Source organism: Achromobacter sp. K91 (genome assembly GCF_003576205.1).
GTDB lineage: Bacteria > Pseudomonadota > Gammaproteobacteria > Burkholderiales > Burkholderiaceae_B > Achromobacter > Achromobacter aegrifaciens.
In genome coordinates this window covers 227,565-242,768 of the sequence record NZ_QWFB01000012.1, presented here as the reverse complement: position 1 = coordinate 242,768, position 15,204 = coordinate 227,565, and the positions used below count along the sequence as shown (strand labels likewise).

At 62.9% G+C, this 15,204-nt stretch carries 17 protein-coding genes; 4 read left to right on the top strand and 13 right to left on the bottom strand.

What is annotated here, in order from left to right:
- The first annotated feature begins 38 nt into the window (after positions 1-38).
- Together DXK93_RS03450 and lexA are read left to right on the top strand one after the other, a co-directional pair.
- The gene (locus DXK93_RS03450; RefSeq protein WP_054456103.1) at positions 39-1,238 is read left to right on the top strand and encodes an amino acid aminotransferase; all 1,200 of its coding nucleotides are present in this window, start codon (positions 39-41) and stop codon (positions 1,236-1,238) included.
- A 179-nt stretch (positions 1,239-1,417) separates the two neighbouring features.
- A complete protein-coding gene (gene lexA, locus DXK93_RS03445) occupies positions 1,418-2,068 on the top strand; it encodes a transcriptional repressor LexA (protein ID WP_054456101.1) in 651 nt (216 codons plus the stop codon).
- Between the two features lie 127 nt (positions 2,069-2,195).
- Here the strand turns inward: lexA and lon are convergent, their stop codons facing one another.
- From lon to DXK93_RS03420, 5 genes are all read right to left on the bottom strand, one after another.
- The gene (lon, locus tag DXK93_RS03440) at positions 2,196-4,646 is read right to left on the bottom strand and encodes an endopeptidase La (protein WP_054456099.1); all 2,451 of its coding nucleotides are present in this window, start codon (positions 4,644-4,646) and stop codon (positions 2,196-2,198) included.
- Positions 4,647-4,905: 259 nt separating this feature from the next.
- Positions 4,906-6,204, bottom strand: a complete 1,299-nt coding sequence (clpX, locus tag DXK93_RS03435) for an ATP-dependent Clp protease ATP-binding subunit ClpX (protein ID WP_054456097.1) — start codon at positions 6,202-6,204, stop codon at positions 4,906-4,908.
- A gap of 100 nt (positions 6,205-6,304) precedes the next feature.
- The gene (gene clpP, locus DXK93_RS03430) at positions 6,305-6,958 is read right to left on the bottom strand and encodes an ATP-dependent Clp endopeptidase proteolytic subunit ClpP (RefSeq protein WP_054456095.1); all 654 of its coding nucleotides are present in this window, start codon (positions 6,956-6,958) and stop codon (positions 6,305-6,307) included.
- 4 nt (positions 6,959-6,962) lie between these two features.
- Positions 6,963-8,273 carry a trigger factor gene (tig, locus tag DXK93_RS03425; RefSeq protein ID WP_054456093.1) on the bottom strand — a complete coding sequence of 437 codons (1,311 nt, stop codon included), beginning with the start codon at positions 8,271-8,273 and terminating at the stop codon, positions 6,963-6,965.
- A gap of 169 nt (positions 8,274-8,442) precedes the next feature.
- Positions 8,443-9,198, bottom strand: a complete 756-nt coding sequence (locus DXK93_RS03420) for a M48 family metalloprotease (RefSeq protein ID WP_119449349.1) — start codon at positions 9,196-9,198, stop codon at positions 8,443-8,445.
- Between the two features lie 259 nt (positions 9,199-9,457).
- Between DXK93_RS03420 and DXK93_RS03415 the strand changes: the two genes are divergently transcribed.
- The gene (locus DXK93_RS03415) at positions 9,458-10,009 is read left to right on the top strand and encodes a TIGR00645 family protein (protein ID WP_054456088.1); all 552 of its coding nucleotides are present in this window, start codon (positions 9,458-9,460) and stop codon (positions 10,007-10,009) included.
- A 120-nt stretch (positions 10,010-10,129) separates the two neighbouring features.
- On the opposite strand, the gene DXK93_RS03410 is transcribed toward DXK93_RS03415, so the two are convergent.
- From DXK93_RS03410 to DXK93_RS03390, 5 genes are all read right to left on the bottom strand, one after another.
- Positions 10,130-10,336, bottom strand: a complete 207-nt coding sequence (locus tag DXK93_RS03410) for a cold-shock protein (RefSeq protein WP_006225311.1) — start codon at positions 10,334-10,336, stop codon at positions 10,130-10,132.
- A gap of 330 nt (positions 10,337-10,666) precedes the next feature.
- Positions 10,667-11,230 carry a DUF924 family protein gene (locus DXK93_RS03405; RefSeq protein ID WP_054456086.1) on the bottom strand — a complete coding sequence of 188 codons (564 nt, stop codon included), beginning with the start codon at positions 11,228-11,230 and terminating at the stop codon, positions 10,667-10,669.
- Between the two features lie 228 nt (positions 11,231-11,458).
- Positions 11,459-11,662 (bottom strand): cold-shock protein, encoded by a 204-nt coding sequence (locus tag DXK93_RS03400; RefSeq protein ID WP_006220190.1) that lies wholly within the window; start codon positions 11,660-11,662, stop codon positions 11,459-11,461.
- Between the two features lie 375 nt (positions 11,663-12,037).
- Complete coding sequence (locus DXK93_RS03395) at positions 12,038-12,358, bottom strand: hypothetical protein (RefSeq protein WP_054456085.1); 321 nt, start codon at positions 12,356-12,358, stop codon at positions 12,038-12,040.
- 93 nt (positions 12,359-12,451) lie between these two features.
- The gene (locus tag DXK93_RS03390) at positions 12,452-12,850 is read right to left on the bottom strand and encodes a hypothetical protein (protein WP_054456082.1); all 399 of its coding nucleotides are present in this window, start codon (positions 12,848-12,850) and stop codon (positions 12,452-12,454) included.
- A gap of 125 nt (positions 12,851-12,975) precedes the next feature.
- Here DXK93_RS03390 and DXK93_RS03385 point away from each other — a divergent pair, with 125 nt between their 5' ends.
- Positions 12,976-13,275: a DUF2513 domain-containing protein gene (locus tag DXK93_RS03385; RefSeq protein WP_054456477.1), complete on the top strand. Its 300-nt coding sequence runs from the start codon at positions 12,976-12,978 to the stop codon at positions 13,273-13,275.
- Positions 13,276-13,287: 12 nt separating this feature from the next.
- Here DXK93_RS03385 and DXK93_RS03380 read toward each other — a convergent pair whose 3' ends face one another.
- The 3 genes from DXK93_RS03380 to DXK93_RS03370 form a co-directional block, all read right to left on the bottom strand.
- Positions 13,288-13,560 (bottom strand): hypothetical protein, encoded by a 273-nt coding sequence (locus tag DXK93_RS03380; protein WP_054456080.1) that lies wholly within the window; start codon positions 13,558-13,560, stop codon positions 13,288-13,290.
- A 70-nt stretch (positions 13,561-13,630) separates the two neighbouring features.
- Positions 13,631-14,017, bottom strand: a complete 387-nt coding sequence (locus tag DXK93_RS03375) for a RidA family protein (protein ID WP_054456078.1) — start codon at positions 14,015-14,017, stop codon at positions 13,631-13,633.
- Positions 14,018-14,041: 24 nt separating this feature from the next.
- Positions 14,042-15,199: a DSD1 family PLP-dependent enzyme gene (locus DXK93_RS03370; protein WP_054456077.1), complete on the bottom strand. Its 1,158-nt coding sequence runs from the start codon at positions 15,197-15,199 to the stop codon at positions 14,042-14,044.
- Positions 15,200-15,204: the final 5 nt, after the last annotated feature.

The following is a 15,204-nucleotide window of genomic DNA, read 5'->3' as shown; positions in this document are numbered from 1 at the left end:
GCAGCCTGTACTGCGTCCACCCACCTCATCAGACTCCCATGAGCACCCTTTTCGATTCCGTCGAACTCGCCCCGCGCGACCCCATTCTTGGCCTGAACGAACAATACAACGCTGATACGCGTCCCGGTAAAGTCAATCTGGGCGTGGGCGTGTACTACGACGATCAGGGTCGCATCCCCCTGCTGGGCGCGGTCCGCAAGGCCGAAGCCGCCCGCATCGAAGCCGCCGCCGCCCGCGGCTACCTGCCGATCGAAGGCATCGCCGGTTACAACAACGGCGCGCAAGCCCTGCTGCTGGGCAAGGATTCCGCGCTGGCCGCCGCCGGCCGCGTGCTGACCACTCAGGCCCTGGGCGGCACCGGCGCGCTGAAGATCGGCGCTGACTTCCTGCGCCAGCTGCTGCCGACCTCCAAGGTCCTGATCAGCGACCCCAGCTGGGAAAACCACCGCGCCCTGTTCGAGCGCGCCGGCTTCGAAGTCGGTACCTATTCGTACTACGACGCCGCCACCCGCGGCCTGAACTTCGATGCCATGCTGGCCGACCTGAAGGCCGCGCCGGCCAAGACCGTCGTCGTGCTGCATGCCTGCTGCCACAACCCGACCGGCGTGGACCCCACCGCCGACCAGTGGAAGCAGATCGCGGCCGTCGTGAAGGAAAACAATCTGGTCCCGTTCCTGGACATCGCCTACCAGGGCTTCGGCGACGGCCTGACCGAAGACGCTTCGGTCGTGCGCATGTTTGCCGATCTGGACCTGACCATGTTCATCAGCTCCTCGTTCTCGAAGTCGTTCTCGCTGTACGGCGAGCGCGTCGGCGCGCTGACGGTCGTCGCCGGCAGCAAGGACGAAGCCACCCGCGTGCTGAGCCAGCTCAAGCGCGTGATCCGCACCAACTACTCCAACCCGCCCACCCATGGCGGCACGGTGGTGTCGACGGTCCTGAACACGCCTGAACTCTTCGCGATGTGGGAAGAGGAACTCGCCGGCATGCGCGACCGCATCCGCCTGATGCGCAAGCAACTGGTCGACAAGATCAAGGAACACGGCGGCAAGCAGGACTTCAGTTTCGTGCTGCAGCAACGCGGCATGTTCTCGTACTCGGGCCTGACCGCGGCGCAAGTGGATCGCCTGCGCGAAGAGCATGGCGTGTATGCCGTCTCCAGCGGCCGCATCTGCGTGGCCGCGCTGAACAGCGGCAACATCGACAAGGTCGCCAAGGGCATCGCGGCCGTGCTGTAAGCCATTTGCAGCGCGCAGGCCCACGCGGGCCTGCCGTCAGGAACGGGACCTTCGGGTCCCGTTTTTCTTTTGGTCCAGACCGGCTTGTTCTTTTGGTCCGGACCGGCTTGCTTTTTTGCGCTGCGTCCCCCAGAATGGCGCTGTATATATGTACAGTCCGCTAGCACCGGATCATCGCCATGGCCAGCAAACTCACTGATCGCCAACAACAAATCCTGGATCTCATCAGGCAGACCGTCACTCGCACCGGCTTCCCGCCGACGCGTGCCGAAATTGCCCTGGCCCTGGGTTTCCGTTCCCCCAACGCGGCGGAAGATCACCTCAAGGCGCTTGCCCGCAAGGGCGCCATCGAACTGACGGCCGGCGCGTCCCGCGGCATCCGCCTGAAAGACACCTCCCCTGCTCCCACGCAAAGCTCGCTGCCCATGCCGGGCCTGGCGCAGTTGCTGCTGCCGCTGGTCGGCCGCGTGGCCGCAGGCAGCCCCATCCTGGCTGCCGAGCACGTCGAACGCGAGGTCGGCGTCGATCCCAACCTGTTCGCCCAGACGCCCGACTACCTGCTCAAGGTGCGCGGCATGAGCATGCGTGACGCCGGCATCCTGGAAGGCGACCTGCTCGCCGTAAAGAAAGCCTCGGAAGCCCGCAACGGCCAGATCGTGGTGGCCCGCCTGGGCGACGACGTCACGGTCAAGCGCTTGCAGCGTCAGAACGGCCACATCGAACTACTGCCCGAAAACCCCGACTTCGAACCCATCGTGGTCGAAGCCGGCCAGGATTTCGCGTTGGAAGGCATCGCGGTGGGCCTGATCCGCACGCACGCGCTGCACTAGCCCCCCCACTACTCCCGCGTTTGCGCGCGGCATGAAAAAAACCCCGCCAAGAAATTGACGGGGTTTTTTGTTGGAAGCTTGATCCAGAAGGGGCGCCGCTTACCGGCGGCGTCCCTCCCGGTGTCCATCAGTGCTTGAGCACCGGGTCGGTCGAACCAGGTTCGGCAGGCTTGGCCACCAGGGGTTCCTTGACCGCTTCTTCCTCGGCCAGGGGCTCCGGCAGGCGCTCCAGCGCCAGTTCCAGCACCTTGTCGATCCAGCGCACCGGCACGATCTCAAGGTGGTTCTTGACGTTGTCCGGGATCTCCGCCAAATCCTTGACGTTTTCTTCCGGGATCAAGACCGTCTTGATACCGCCACGGTGAGCCGCCAGCAGCTTTTCCTTCAGGCCGCCGATGGGCAGGACTTCGCCGCGCAGCGTGATCTCGCCGGTCATGGCGACATCGGCGCGCACCGGGATGCGCGACAAGGCCGACACCATGGCCGTGGTGATCGCGATACCCGCGGACGGACCGTCCTTGGGCGTGGCGCCTTCCGGCACGTGCACGTGCATGTCGTGCTTTTCGAAGACGCTGTCGGCAAAGCCCAGACGGCGGGCGCGGGAACGCACCACGGTGCGGGCCGCCTCGACCGACTCCTTCATCACGTCGCCCAGCGAACCGGTGCGTTGGATGACGCCCTTGCCCGGCATGTCCGCGACTTCGATCGTCAACAGGTCGCCGCCAACTTCCGTCCAGGCCAGACCCGTCACCTGACCGATCTGGTTTTCCTTTTCGGCCATGCCGAAGGCGTAACGGCGCACGCCCAGGAAATCGCTCAGGTTGTCGCCCGTGACGTTGACCGGCTTGACCTCGGCGGTCTTGCCTTCGGCCTTGGCGCGGTCGCTCTGGGTCAGCAACTGCTTGATGACCTTGCGGCAGATCTTGCCCACTTCGCGTTCGAGCGCACGCACACCGGCTTCGCGGGTGTAGTAGCGCACGATGTCGCGCAGCGCGCTGTCGTCGACCGTGAGTTCGCTATCCTTCACGCCGTTGTTCTTCATCAGCTTGGGCAGCAGATGGTCGCGGGCGATGTGGATCTTCTCTTCCTCGGTGTAACCCGACAGGCGGATCACTTCCATGCGGTCCAGCAGCGCCGGCGGAATATTCAGCGTGTTGCTGGTAGCCACGAACATGACGTCGGACAGGTCGAAGTCGACTTCGATGTAGTGGTCCTGGAACGTGTGGTTCTGTTCCGGGTCCAGCACCTCGAGCAGCGCCGACGAGGGATCGCCGCGGAAATCCATGCCCAGCTTGTCGATTTCATCGAGCAGGAACAAGGGATTGCGCACGCCGACCTTCGACATGTTCTGGACGATCTTGCCCGGCATGGAGCCGATGTACGTACGACGGTGGCCGCGGATTTCGGCTTCGTCGCGCACGCCGCCCAGCGCCATGCGCACGAACTTGCGGTTCGTCGCCTTGGCGATCGATTGGCCGAGCGAGGTCTTGCCCACGCCCGGAGGGCCGACCAGGCACAGGATCGGCGCCTTCACCTTGTCCACGCGCTGTTGCACGGCAAGGTATTCCAGGATCCGTTCCTTGACCTTTTCCAGACCGTAGTGGTCGTTGTCCAGCACCGTTTCGGCGTTGCTGATGGAATTGTTGATCTTGCTCTTCTTCCTCCAGGGGAGGTTGATGAGCGTATCGATGTAGTTGCGCACCACGGTGGCTTCGGCCGACATGGGCGACATGAGCTTGAGCTTCTTGAGCTCGGCATCGGCCTTCTTGCGCGCCTCTTTGGGCATATGGGCAGCGATGATCTTCTTTTCGAGCTCTTCGATGTCCGCGCCCTCTTCGCCTTCGCCCAACTCCTTCTGAATGGCCTTGACCTGCTCATTCAGGTAGTAGTCGCGCTGGCTCTTTTCCATCTGCTTCTTCACGCGGCCGCGAATCCGCTTTTCGACCTGGAGGATGTCGATTTCGGTTTCGAGTTGCGTGAGCAGACCTTCGAGGCGCTCGGAGGTGCCGACGATCTCGAGCATCTTCTGCTTCTGCTCGAGCTTCAAGGGAAGATGCGCGGCGATCGTGTCGGCCAGGCGTCCGGCATCATCGATGCCAGCCAGCGAGGTCAGGATCTCCGGGGGGATCTTCTTGTTCAGTTTTACGTACTGCTCGAACTGCGCGACGATGGCGCGGCGCAGGGCTTCGGTCTCGGAGCCTTGCATGGCGTCCGGTTCGATCGGCGACACCTGGCAGGTGAAATGCGAATCGGCATCTTCGATGCTGTTGATGCGGGCGCGCTGGGTGCCTTCGACCAGCACCTTGACGGTGCCGTCGGGCAGCTTGAGCATCTGCAGGATGCCGGCTACGCAGCCGATCTCGTAGACGTCTTCGGGGGTGGGATCATCCTTGCCGGCGGATTTCTGGGCCACCAGCATGATGCTCTTGCCCGCTTCCATCGCAACCTCGAGCGCGCGGATAGAGCGCGGACGGCCGACGAACAGCGGGATGACCATGTGCGGAAACACCACGACATCGCGCAGTGGAAGCAGGGGCAGGTCGATCGGGTCGGAAGGCAGGGTCTGGCTGGCAGACATAGGAGGTTCCTCGGTATGACTCGGCGTATCGGGGACGGGAGGCCTGGGTATACCCGGACAATCCACGTCGGTTACGTCTGTTATGGGAACAATAGCCGAAAATTCAAGATCTCGGCGCCTGGATCCCCCAAAGGCTGAAAAAAACCGCGGGGCGGCACCCTCAGTATGCAAGCGTCGCGCCTGCAGGAAAAGCGTGTTTGCACCCGGGAATGCGCCTTAGGCAAAAAAACCCGTTACAGGAACGGGCTTTTTTGAAATATCAGGCTGCGGCGTCGCGGACTTCTCCGCGCTCTGGCTTGTCTGAAGCCGCGTCCTCGTCGGCGTAGATGAGCAATGGCTTGCCCTCGCCTTCGATCGCGTTCTCGTCCAGCACCACGCGCTTGACGTTGCCCTGGGAAGGCAGGTCATACATGGTGTCGAGCAGGGCCTGCTCGATGATGGAACGCAGACCGCGCGCGCCCGTCTTGCGGCGCAGCGCCTTGCGGGCGATCGCCTTCAGGGCGGCGGGACGCACGTCGAGCTCGGCGCCTTCCATGGCGAACAGCTTCTGGAACTGCTTGAGCAAGGCGTTCTTGGGCTCGGTCAGGATTTGCACCAGGGCCGCTTCGTCCAGCTCGTCCAGGGTGGCGACCACCGGCAGACGGCCAACCAGTTCGGGGATCAGGCCGAACTTGATCAGGTCTTCGGGTTCGACTTCGGAGAACAGTTCGCCCACGCCGCGCTCCGACTTGGCGCGCACCGAGGCCGAAAAGCCGATGCCCGATTTCTCGGTGCGGTCGCGGATGACCTTTTCCAGTCCGTCGAAGGCGCCGCCCACGATGAACAGGATGTTGGTCGTGTCGACCTGGACGAAGTCCTGGTTCGGGTGCTTGCGGCCGCCCTGCGGGGGCACCGAGGCGACCGTGCCTTCGATCAGTTTCAGCAGGGCCTGCTGCACGCCCTCGCCCGATACGTCGCGCGTAATGGACGGGTTGTCGGACTTGCGCGAAATCTTGTCGATTTCGTCGATGTAGATGATGGCGCGCTGCGCCTTTTCCACTTCGTAGTTGCAGTTCTGCAGCAACTTCTGAATGATGTTCTCGACGTCTTCGCCCACATAACCGGCTTCGGTCAGCGTGGTGGCGTCGGCCATGACGAAGGGCACGTTCAGCATGCGCGCCAGCGTCTGGGCCAGGAGCGTCTTGCCCGACCCGGTGGGGCCGATCAGCATGATGTTGCTCTTGGAGAGCTCGACTTCGTCGCCCTTGATCTCGCCGTGGCGGATGCGCTTGTAATGGTTGTAGACGGCCACGGCCAGCATGCGCTTGGGCGAGTTCTGCCCAATGACGTACTGGTCGAGGAAGGTCTTGATTTCAGCCGGAGTGGGCAGTTCGGAACGAATCGCCGCGCGCGCGGTGGCTTGCGCCTCCTCGCGGATGATGTCGTTGCAAAGATCTATGCATTCATCGCAGATGAATACCGACGGACCCGCGATCAGCTTGCGGACTTCATGCTGGCTTTTATTGCAAAACGAGCAATGCAGCACTTTTGCGTCTGCCGATCCCTTTTTTTCAGGCATATATGTTCGTATCTCAGGTAAAGATGCGCCAGGCCGGCTAAAGGCCTAGCGCATGCGCTTACTCAAACGTGGTGGCAGCGGGTTCGGGTCAACCGGGAAGTCAGCCTTCCGAGCGGGAGGTCATAACCTTGTCCACCAGTCCATACGATACCGCATCTTCGGCCGACATGAAGTTGTCACGCTCCGTGTCTATGCCGATGCGTTCCATGGTCTGGCCGGTATTGTCGGCCAGGATGCGGTTCAGGCGTTCACGCAGGTCCAGGATCTCGCGAGCCTGGATCTGGATGTCCGAAGCCTGCCCCTGGGCGCCGCCCGAGGGCTGGTGGATCATGATGCGCGAGTTGGGCAGCGTGAAGCGCTTGCCCTTCTTGCCTGCCGCCAGCAGGAACGCGCCCATGCTGGCCGCCAGGCCGGTGCAAAGGGTGGACACGTCCGGCTTGACGAATTGCATGGTGTCAAAGATGGCCATTCCCGCATACACCGACCCGCCGGGCGAGTTGATGTACAGGGAAATGTCCTTGTCAGGATTCTCCGATTCCAGGAACAGCAACTGCGCCACGACCAGGTTGGCCGTTGCGTCATTGACCGGACCCACCAGGAAAATGAGCCGCTCGCGGAGCAGACGCGAATAGATGTCGTAGGCGCGTTCGCCGCGCCCCGACTGCTCGATCACCATGGGAATGTAGCCCAGGCCGGTGGGGGTCACCGAAGACCCGCCATTCATTGCCGCATAGAAATCGGTGAATCTCTGCATAGTGTTACGCCATCCCCATCAACTGATCGAAAGGCACCTTCTCTTCGGTGACCTTGGCCTTTTCAAGCACGTGCGCGACGACATTGTCTTCCAGCACGATAGCCTCGATTTCAGCACGACGCTGGCGGTCGGCCAGGTAATAGCTGACAACCTGTGCGGGTTGTTCGTAGTTCTCGGCGAACTCTTCGATACGCGCACGGACTTGTTCGGGCTTGGCTTGCAGCTGGGCTTGCTTGACCAGTTCCGACACCAGCAGGCCCAGGCGCACGCGGCGTTCGGACTCGGTGGCGAAGGCTTCGGCCGGGATCGGCACGGATTCGGCGTTGGGGATGCCGCGCTGCTTCAGCTCTTCGCGGGCGGCGGCGACACGGCCTTGCACGTCGTTGTCGACCAGGGCCTTCGGCACGTCGAACTTGCCGGCTTCGACCAGGGCGTCCATGACGCTGGACTTGGTGCGGCCAGCCGAACGGACCTTGACTTCGCGCTCGATGTTGCTGCGGATGTCGGCCTTCAGCTTTTCGATGTCGCCTTCGGCCTGGCCGAGGGACTTGGCGAATTCGCCGTTCAGTTCGGGCAGCACGCCTTCAGCCACTTCCTTGACGGTGATGGTGAATTCGGCGGTCTTGCCGGCAACTTCCTTGCCCTGGTAGTCATCGGGGAACTTGAGCGGGAAGACCTTGCTTTCGCCAGCCTTCAGGCCGCGGGCGGCTTCTTCGAATTCCGGCAGCATGCGGCCTTGGCCCAGCACGAACGGGAAGGCTTCGGCCTTGCCGCCTTCGAACGGCACGCCGTCGATGGTGCCGGCGAAGTCCAGCGTGACGCGGTCGCCGTCTTGCGAGGCGCGGCCTTCACGGGCTTCGAACGTGGCGCGCTGCTTGCGCAGGACGTCCAGGGTCTGCTGCACTTCGGCGTCGGTGACGGCCGTTTCGTAGCGGGTGACGGCCAGGGCCGACAGATCCGGCACGGCGACTTCGGGGTAGACCTCGAACGTGGCGGTGAACGCCAGCGTGTCGTCGGCAACGCCTTCAGTCTTGGGCTCGAGGTTCGGGGCGCCGGCGACGCGCAGCTTGGCGCCATCGACAGCTTGTTCAAAGGCACGGCCAACTTGGCTATTGATCACGTCGTAGCGGATGCCGGGGCCATGGCTACGCTCGAGCATGGCGAGCGGAGCTTTGCCCGGACGGAAGCCGGGGACCTTGGCGGTCCGGGCCACGCGCTTCAATTGCGCCTGGACTTCCTTTTCGACGTCGGCCACCGAGACGGCCAGATCAACACGGCGCTCCAGGCCGGAGAGGGTTTCAACCACAGGCTGCATTAAAAGACCTATTTTCCGAGAGATAAAGAGATGACGGGCGGATAAACGGGGCATTTTACCGGAAACTTCCGGTCCCCTGACGCAAAGGGGCGCGAGCACCCGGATAAGTCCGGATACTCGCGCCCCGTTTTCCACCCGGGACGGGAGAATATACGTCAGCCAGAAAGCCTTATTTGGCCTTGGCGATGCGCTCTTCGATGTGCTGCGCGCGCTTGGCCGAGGACGGATGCGAGCTCATCATGTCGCTCTTGCCGCCGTCCAGCTCAGCCAGCTTCTGGAACGCGGTCACCAGGCCGCGGGTGTTCAAGCCCTTGGCCTGCAGCTGGTCGAACGAGTAATCGTCGGCGGCGCTTTCCTGCGACTGCGAGAACTGCGCGTTGATGAACTTCTCGGTCAGGTCGCCCAGTTGCGACGAGCTGAGCGCGGCCACGGTGGCGCCGCCTGCCGCATTGGCGGCATCGCGCGCGGCGGAAACGGTGTAGGCGGTCTGCATCGCCTTCTTGCTGTGGCCCAGCGCGACGTGGCCGATTTCGTGGCCCACCACGCCCATCACCTCATCGTCGGTCATCATGTCCATCAGGCCGCTGTAGACGCGGATGCAGCCGTTGGCCATGGCCCAGGCGTTGACGTCCTTGGTGATGTAGACCTTGTAGCTGGCCTTCTGGCCGTTGACCGTGCCGCCCAGTTGCTTGGCGATCTTCTGCAGACGGGCGTCGTACTTGCTGCCGGGAGCGGCGATCTTTTCCTGGGAATCGCTCTGCGCGCAAGCCTTGTCCGACAGGGTCTTGATCTCGGCATCGCTCAGCGTGGCAGCTTGAACGACCTTGCTGCCGGCGCCGACCAGGCCGCCGATGTCCAAAGCGTGGGAGGCGGAGAAAGGGGCGAGCGCAACGCCCAGGGCGGCGACGGTGTAGCGGATCTTCATGGGAACAAACTCCTCTTTACTGGCTCTATGCGAACGAGGCCGCAATTCTATATACGACCAATGCGCACCAAGCGTTTCGCCACACAGTTTCGCAAATGCCAGTTTTCCTTACATAAAACCCGAACAGGATTTGCGCAATCGTGCTAGCGGGTATTCCCTTGGATCAGACCCTCTCAAAGAAACTGATATCTGCGGCAACGCGGCGTTGATAGAATTGCGCCCGCCATTTTTTCGCACACACCATAGGGCTCGCACCCAAATGATCTCCAACACCCCTCCCCGCCTGGGCCTGCTGCCCAGCCTGATCTTCAGCTCGCGCTGGCTGCAACTGCCCCTGTACCTGGGATTGATCGTCGCGCAAGGCGTCTACGTCATGCTGTTCCTGAAAGAGCTCTGGCACCTGGTGACGCACGCCAGCAGCTTCGGCGAAATGGAGATCATGCTGATCGTGCTGGGCCTGATCGACGTGGTGATGATCTCGAACCTGCTGGTCATGGTGATCGTGGGCGGCTACGAAACCTTCGTGTCCCGCCTGCGCCTGCAAGGCCACCCGGACCAGCCGGAATGGCTCAGCCACGTGAACGCCAGCGTGCTCAAGGTCAAGCTGGCCATGGCCATCATCGGCATCTCCTCGATCCACCTGCTGCGCACCTTCATCGAGGCCGGCACGCTGGGCACGCCCAACGCGCGCTTCTCCGAGGCCGGCGTGATGTGGCAGACCATCATCCACGCCCTCTTCATCCTGTCGGCGCTGGGAATTGCGCTGGTGGACAAGCTGGCCACGCCACCGGCCAACCACGCGAAGCACTGACGCCGGCAAGCGCCCCAGAGGCGCGCCCGCCCGGCAACAAAAAAAGCCCCCGCACATTGCGTGCGGGGGCTTTTTTCTGGGCGGAGCGCCGGGCCGGCCCGGGGCGCTGCCCTGCGAAGGTCAGGCCGCTACCTTGATGTTCTTTGCGCTGGGACCCTTGGGGCCGGTACCGACCTCAAAGGTGACGCGCTGGTTTTCCTGCAGCGACTTGTAGCCTTCGCTGCGGATTTCCGAGTAGTGAGCGAAAAGATCCTTGCTGCCATCATCGGGCATGATGAAACCATAACCCTTTTCGGCGTTGAACCACTTAACGATGCCGGTTGCCATGGAGTGTCCTTGAACCTAGAAAAAGCGATTGCTCGCGGGGCGCCAGATCATCAAGGATGGGAGAGGAAGCAACCGCAGTACCACTGACGGCGACAAGTGAAACGCAGACCGCGTCGCTTGAAAATCTCGCTGAACCCAGTGTATTGGCGAACCCCGAAAAACGTCAAACATCCGCAAATTCAGGAGCACCGCCAAAGCAGCGGAGAAGCAAGGCCGGCGCGGGTTTGACACCGCCAGGCAGCCCAGGAATTTTCAACTTGGCACGCGTAGACACATGCGGATACCTGCTGCCGGAAAGGCGCCTGGACCCACGTGCCGCGCGCGGTGCGCCTACCCCGCAAACCCGCCGGAATCGAGAAACTCCTGCTCCGCCTGCGTAGTTTGCCGGCCCAACGCTGCATTGCGATGGGGAAAGCGCCCGAAGCGCTTGATGATGTCGCGATGCAGGACCGCCCAGCGCAGCGAGTCGGCGTCCAATGGTTCCATCAAGGCCACGGCGCGGTTTTGCGCGGCGAGGTTCTCCGCGTGCTCGAAGGGCAGGTAGAAAAACTGACGCAGTTGCGGGTCCACCCCCAGATCATGGCCGGCCGCGATGGCCCGGTCGGCGAAGTACTGGGCCAAAGGGTCCGTAGCGAACATGTGCGCCGTCCCCCGGTAGGCGTTGCGCGGAAACTGGTCCAACAGGACCATCAGGGCCAAGGCGCCGGTGGCGTCGTCCAGCCACGCATCCAACTGGCGCGCGGCCGCAGCCATGTGGGCAGCCTCGAAACGGGCGCGGAAGGCTGCGTCGAAGTCCGCGCTCTTGTTGAACCACTGTTGCGGGCCGGCATCGCGCCAGAACGCCACCACCTCGTGGGGCTGCGGAACGATTTGCGTGGCGGGGGTAGAAGTCATGAGCGCGCATATCCTGAAGTCGAAAGCAAGGCCGACAATAACAGAGACGCGCACCATATTAGGATCCATACACCGAATGAGTGAATCGGGTGTGACTTGGAAACCTGAATAACGCACTCTAGGGATTACCCTGAGATTACAAGCGCAGCGATACTTTCCATGTTTAGGAACGCTGCGGCAGAAAACAAAAAAGCCCCACGAGGGGGCTTCTATCGAAAACTCAGACCCTTACAGGACCTGGATCTTCGTAGCTTGCGGGCCCTTGGGGCCGTTGGCCGTCACAAAGCTGACGCGCTGGTTCTCTTCCAGAGACTTGAAGCCCGAGCCCTGAATTTCGGAGAAGTGAGCGAACAGATCCTTACCACCCGCTTCCGGAGTGATGAAGCCATAGCCCTTTTCCGAGTTGAACCACTTAACGACGCCGGTTTCCATACTGTATTTCCTAGAGATAATGGGCAAATGCCCGGAGGTCACGAATCAATCAAGGAGGGGACAGTAGAACAATAACGCTGAGCCGGAAAAGGCACGGCACTGAACGAAAATCGCAACGCTTGTGATCGTGTGCCGACACTATCGTTAGGTTCCCCTCACAAGTCAACATAATCCTAAAAAATGCGTGCCAATAATGCAACAAAGAGAAACTGCACGCGGATTCCACACATTTTCATAGGCAATAAGAAGTCCTGCATAGGTGTTTACACCCACGCATCATAAAAAAACAATCTAGGCTTATATAAATGCCGCCTGCCCGCGTACGAGGATTTCTTCATACGCCGTTCGGGCTAGCACTTTGGTTTGCCGCCAGGCTTACTCGTCGATAGGTAAACCCAGCAGATCGAGCGCCGCGCCGAAAGCATCGGGACCCGAGCAAAGGAAAACCGCCACGTCGCCGGGATTCATATTCTCCAGGACTTGGTCGATCTGTTCTTGCGCATTATCAACATTGTCGACACTAGAGGCGTGTATGTCAGCCCCTGCTTCGACTTTTTCACGCGGCACGATGTCTGCGATCGCATTGAGATCCGCCACGCCTTCCAGGACGTAGACGCTGATGCTCTCGCCATCCAGCGTGGTGTGCAGCTCGACGCCGCCCGCTACGTCGGCAACCTGCCGACTTACTATTTCCATGATCACTCTTCCTTGACTTGCGGGCGCTGCCCGCCTGGGCACGCACCTTGCAGGTGCACTCGCACGCCCAGGCGCGACTATAACAGCCTTGGGCTAATGCTTCTTGACAGTAGGACCAAGCGACTGCCGCGCGGCGCCGGAGGTGGCGGCAACGGAACGGGTCCGCACCCCGGCATCGGCCAGAACCCGGACCAGCGGCTTCTGCGCCGCCAGGAAGCGGTCCTTCTCCTCGCCGGCGAGCTTGCAGACGAACATCTGGGCCAGGAGCTGTGTACGGCGGGCCTTGCGGTTGCCGGCCTCCTGGGCCAGCCAGTCGCCGACCCACGCCGCCGCCGCATCCGCATCGCCCTGCAGCTTGATATGGCCAAGCAGATCGAACACGGTCACGCCTTCGATGCGGCCGTCCTCGCTGCGCGTGAGAAAGAGCTTGGCGGCCTGGCCCGTGTAGCCGGGGATCAGCGCGAGGCAATCGCGCTCTGCGGGTTTCTTCATGGAATCTGCATGTATCGGTTATCGAGAACCCTGGACTGTAACCCGGCTGCGGCCCCTGTCGCGTCGCGGCAATGGATCTCTGCTATCGTCGGCCTGTCTTTTACCCCCAATGAATGGTGGACAACATGCAACGCGATTTCGACCTGGTCGTCACTATCCTGGGCGCCCTGCGCGACGCCCCCGGCCCCAACCTGAGCACGCACGACATCAAGAACGTGGCCCTGGCGCCGCATCCCGAAGAGCAAGGCCTGCAACTGATTGCGCATCACCTCGACCTGCTGGAAGACGCGGGCCTGGTCAAGCAGATCAGCGAGACGGCGGCCACTGCGGGCGCGACGCGCTGGCGCATCACCTGGAAGGGCTACGACGCCCTGGAACAGGATGAAGAAGACGAAGACGACGAAGATTTCGACGCCGAAGAATAAGGCGCGAAGCGCTCAGCGGCGCAAGAGTATGCGCCGCGTGAGCAGCGATGCGGCGGCGCCGATCACCAGGCTGAACATGAAGGCGGCGATCGACAGCATCGCCGACAGTTCGCTGAAGCCGCCGTGGCGGGACAGCAGGAACACCGCCACGCCCACCGCCGCGGCCAGCGCGACAACCCCCAGCAGCACCCGCTTGACGGAGCCCAGGCGCCCGCATAGCGAGCCGCCTGCCAGCGCCGCCGCCACCATAGCGGCCATGGACCAGAACAGGTATTCGTACTGCATGCGGACGGTCTCCCCCGAAGGTATTGAGGCGCAGGCATTATAGGCGTCCGCCTGCGCGGTCCGCCGCGGGCTAGGCGACGGCGACCACGCTGATCTCCACCTGGGCGCCGTAGTGCAGCTCGCGGGTGGGCACAATGGCCCGCGCGGGCCGGTGAGCGCCGAAGCACTCCTCGTAGACTTGGTTGACCTCGTCCCAAAGCGCCACGTCCGGGATGTACACGGTCACGCTGGCGACCGCGGCAAGCGACGCGCCGGCCGCTTCGAGTATGGCGCGAACACTGCGCAGCGCTTCCCGGGTCTGGGCCGCGGCGCCATCGGCCAGCGCTGGTCGCGCGCCCGGCGCAGCGGGCGGCAGGAAGCCCAATTGCCCCGAAACGAATATGAAACCGTTGGCGCGGACCGCCTGCGAATAATGGCCCGCGGGCGGCGTGGCCCGATTCGTATGGATGAGATCCATGCATGCCTCCTCGTGAAAGGCGGCTTACCAGCCGCGAAAGCGTTCCCAATGCGCCACCACCCCGGACGAATCCGGACGCACGACCTCGTAGGCATCATGCTGGGCGCAGGTCGCGCAGGCGTGATTGGGCACGATGCGCAGCTTCGCCCCCAGCGGCAGCTCGGGCAAGGCGGCGCCGCTGCCAGGACGCACCTTGATGATGCCCTGCTCCTGGTTGGTCTCGGCCAGCAGCAAGTCGGGATAGACCGTGCCGCTGGCGTCGCACACCAGGCCGTACAGTTGGTCCACCCGCTGCTTGGCCGTGCCCCGGTCGCGCGACATGGCCATCCATCCGGCATCCACCAGGATCCAGCCCTTGTCCGGCTGATGGCCGATCACGGTCGTCAACACCGTGGCGGCGATGTCGTCGACCGTACACACGCCCAGCCCGGCCATCACCAGATCGAAGAATACGTATACGCCCGCGCGCACTTCGGTCACGCCATCGAGCTTGCGGGCGAAATGCGCGGTGGGGGTGGATCCCACGCTGACCACGGGACATGGCAGGCCAGCCTGGCGGATCGCCTCGGCGCAACTCACGGCCGCCACGCGCTCCTGCTCGGCCATGTCGGCAATGGCGTCGACGCTATCGCAGCCGTACGACTCGCCGGCGTGCGTCATGACGCCGCGCAGGCACGCGCCGTCCTCATGCAGGACGCGCGCAATCGCCAGCAACTGTGCCGTATTACCCGGCTGCACCCCGGCGCGATGGCCGTCGCAGTCGATCTCGATCAGTGCCGGGATGGCGTCGCCAGCATCCCTCCCCCGCTGGGCGACGGCGCGCGCCGCTTCGAGGCTGTCCACCACCACGGTGAGATCCACGCCGCGGCGGCGCAGCGCCAGCACGCGGTCCAGCTTTGCTGGCGACACGCCCACGGCGTACAGCAGGTCGGTGACGCCGGCAGCCGCGAACTGTTCGGCCTCCTGCAGCGTGGACACGGCGGCCGGCCCCTGGGGTGTAGACATGAGCCGGCGCGCGACATCTATCGATTTGGGCGTCTTCAGGTGCGGACGCAGTTGCACCCCGTGCCCGGCCATCAGCGCATTCAGACGATCGATGTTGCGCATCATGCGCGTCTCGTCGAGCAGCAGGCACGGGGTATCCAGGGTCTCGAGGGAGGAAGGCGTGGCGTTCTGGTTCATGGCGT

Coding starts and splice junctions, on each gene's coding strand:
- DXK93_RS03450 (WP_054456103.1), top strand. CDS start 39: ATGAGCACCCTTTTCGATTCCGTCGAACTCGCCCCGCGCGACCCCATT.
- lexA (WP_054456101.1), top strand. CDS start 1,418: ATGGCCAGCAAACTCACTGATCGCCAACAACAAATCCTGGATCTCATC.
- lon (WP_054456099.1), bottom strand. CDS start 4,646: ATGTCTGCCAGCCAGACCCTGCCTTCCGACCCGATCGACCTGCCCCTG.
- clpX (WP_054456097.1), bottom strand. CDS start 6,204: ATGCCTGAAAAAAAGGGATCGGCAGACGCAAAAGTGCTGCATTGCTCG.
- clpP (WP_054456095.1), bottom strand. CDS start 6,958: ATGCAGAGATTCACCGATTTCTATGCGGCAATGAATGGCGGGTCTTCG.
- tig (WP_054456093.1), bottom strand. CDS start 8,273: ATGCAGCCTGTGGTTGAAACCCTCTCCGGCCTGGAGCGCCGTGTTGAT.
- DXK93_RS03420 (WP_119449349.1), bottom strand. CDS start 9,198: ATGAAGATCCGCTACACCGTCGCCGCCCTGGGCGTTGCGCTCGCCCCT.
- DXK93_RS03415 (WP_054456088.1), top strand. CDS start 9,458: ATGATCTCCAACACCCCTCCCCGCCTGGGCCTGCTGCCCAGCCTGATC.
- DXK93_RS03410 (WP_006225311.1), bottom strand. CDS start 10,336: ATGGCAACCGGCATCGTTAAGTGGTTCAACGCCGAAAAGGGTTATGGT.
- DXK93_RS03405 (WP_054456086.1), bottom strand. CDS start 11,230: ATGACTTCTACCCCCGCCACGCAAATCGTTCCGCAGCCCCACGAGGTG.
- DXK93_RS03400 (WP_006220190.1), bottom strand. CDS start 11,662: ATGGAAACCGGCGTCGTTAAGTGGTTCAACTCGGAAAAGGGCTATGGC.
- DXK93_RS03395 (WP_054456085.1), bottom strand. CDS start 12,358: ATGGAAATAGTAAGTCGGCAGGTTGCCGACGTAGCGGGCGGCGTCGAG.
- DXK93_RS03390 (WP_054456082.1), bottom strand. CDS start 12,850: ATGAAGAAACCCGCAGAGCGCGATTGCCTCGCGCTGATCCCCGGCTAC.
- DXK93_RS03385 (WP_054456477.1), top strand. CDS start 12,976: ATGCAACGCGATTTCGACCTGGTCGTCACTATCCTGGGCGCCCTGCGC.
- DXK93_RS03380 (WP_054456080.1), bottom strand. CDS start 13,560: ATGCAGTACGAATACCTGTTCTGGTCCATGGCCGCTATGGTGGCGGCG.
- DXK93_RS03375 (WP_054456078.1), bottom strand. CDS start 14,017: ATGGATCTCATCCATACGAATCGGGCCACGCCGCCCGCGGGCCATTAT.
- DXK93_RS03370 (WP_054456077.1), bottom strand. CDS start 15,199: ATGAACCAGAACGCCACGCCTTCCTCCCTCGAGACCCTGGATACCCCG.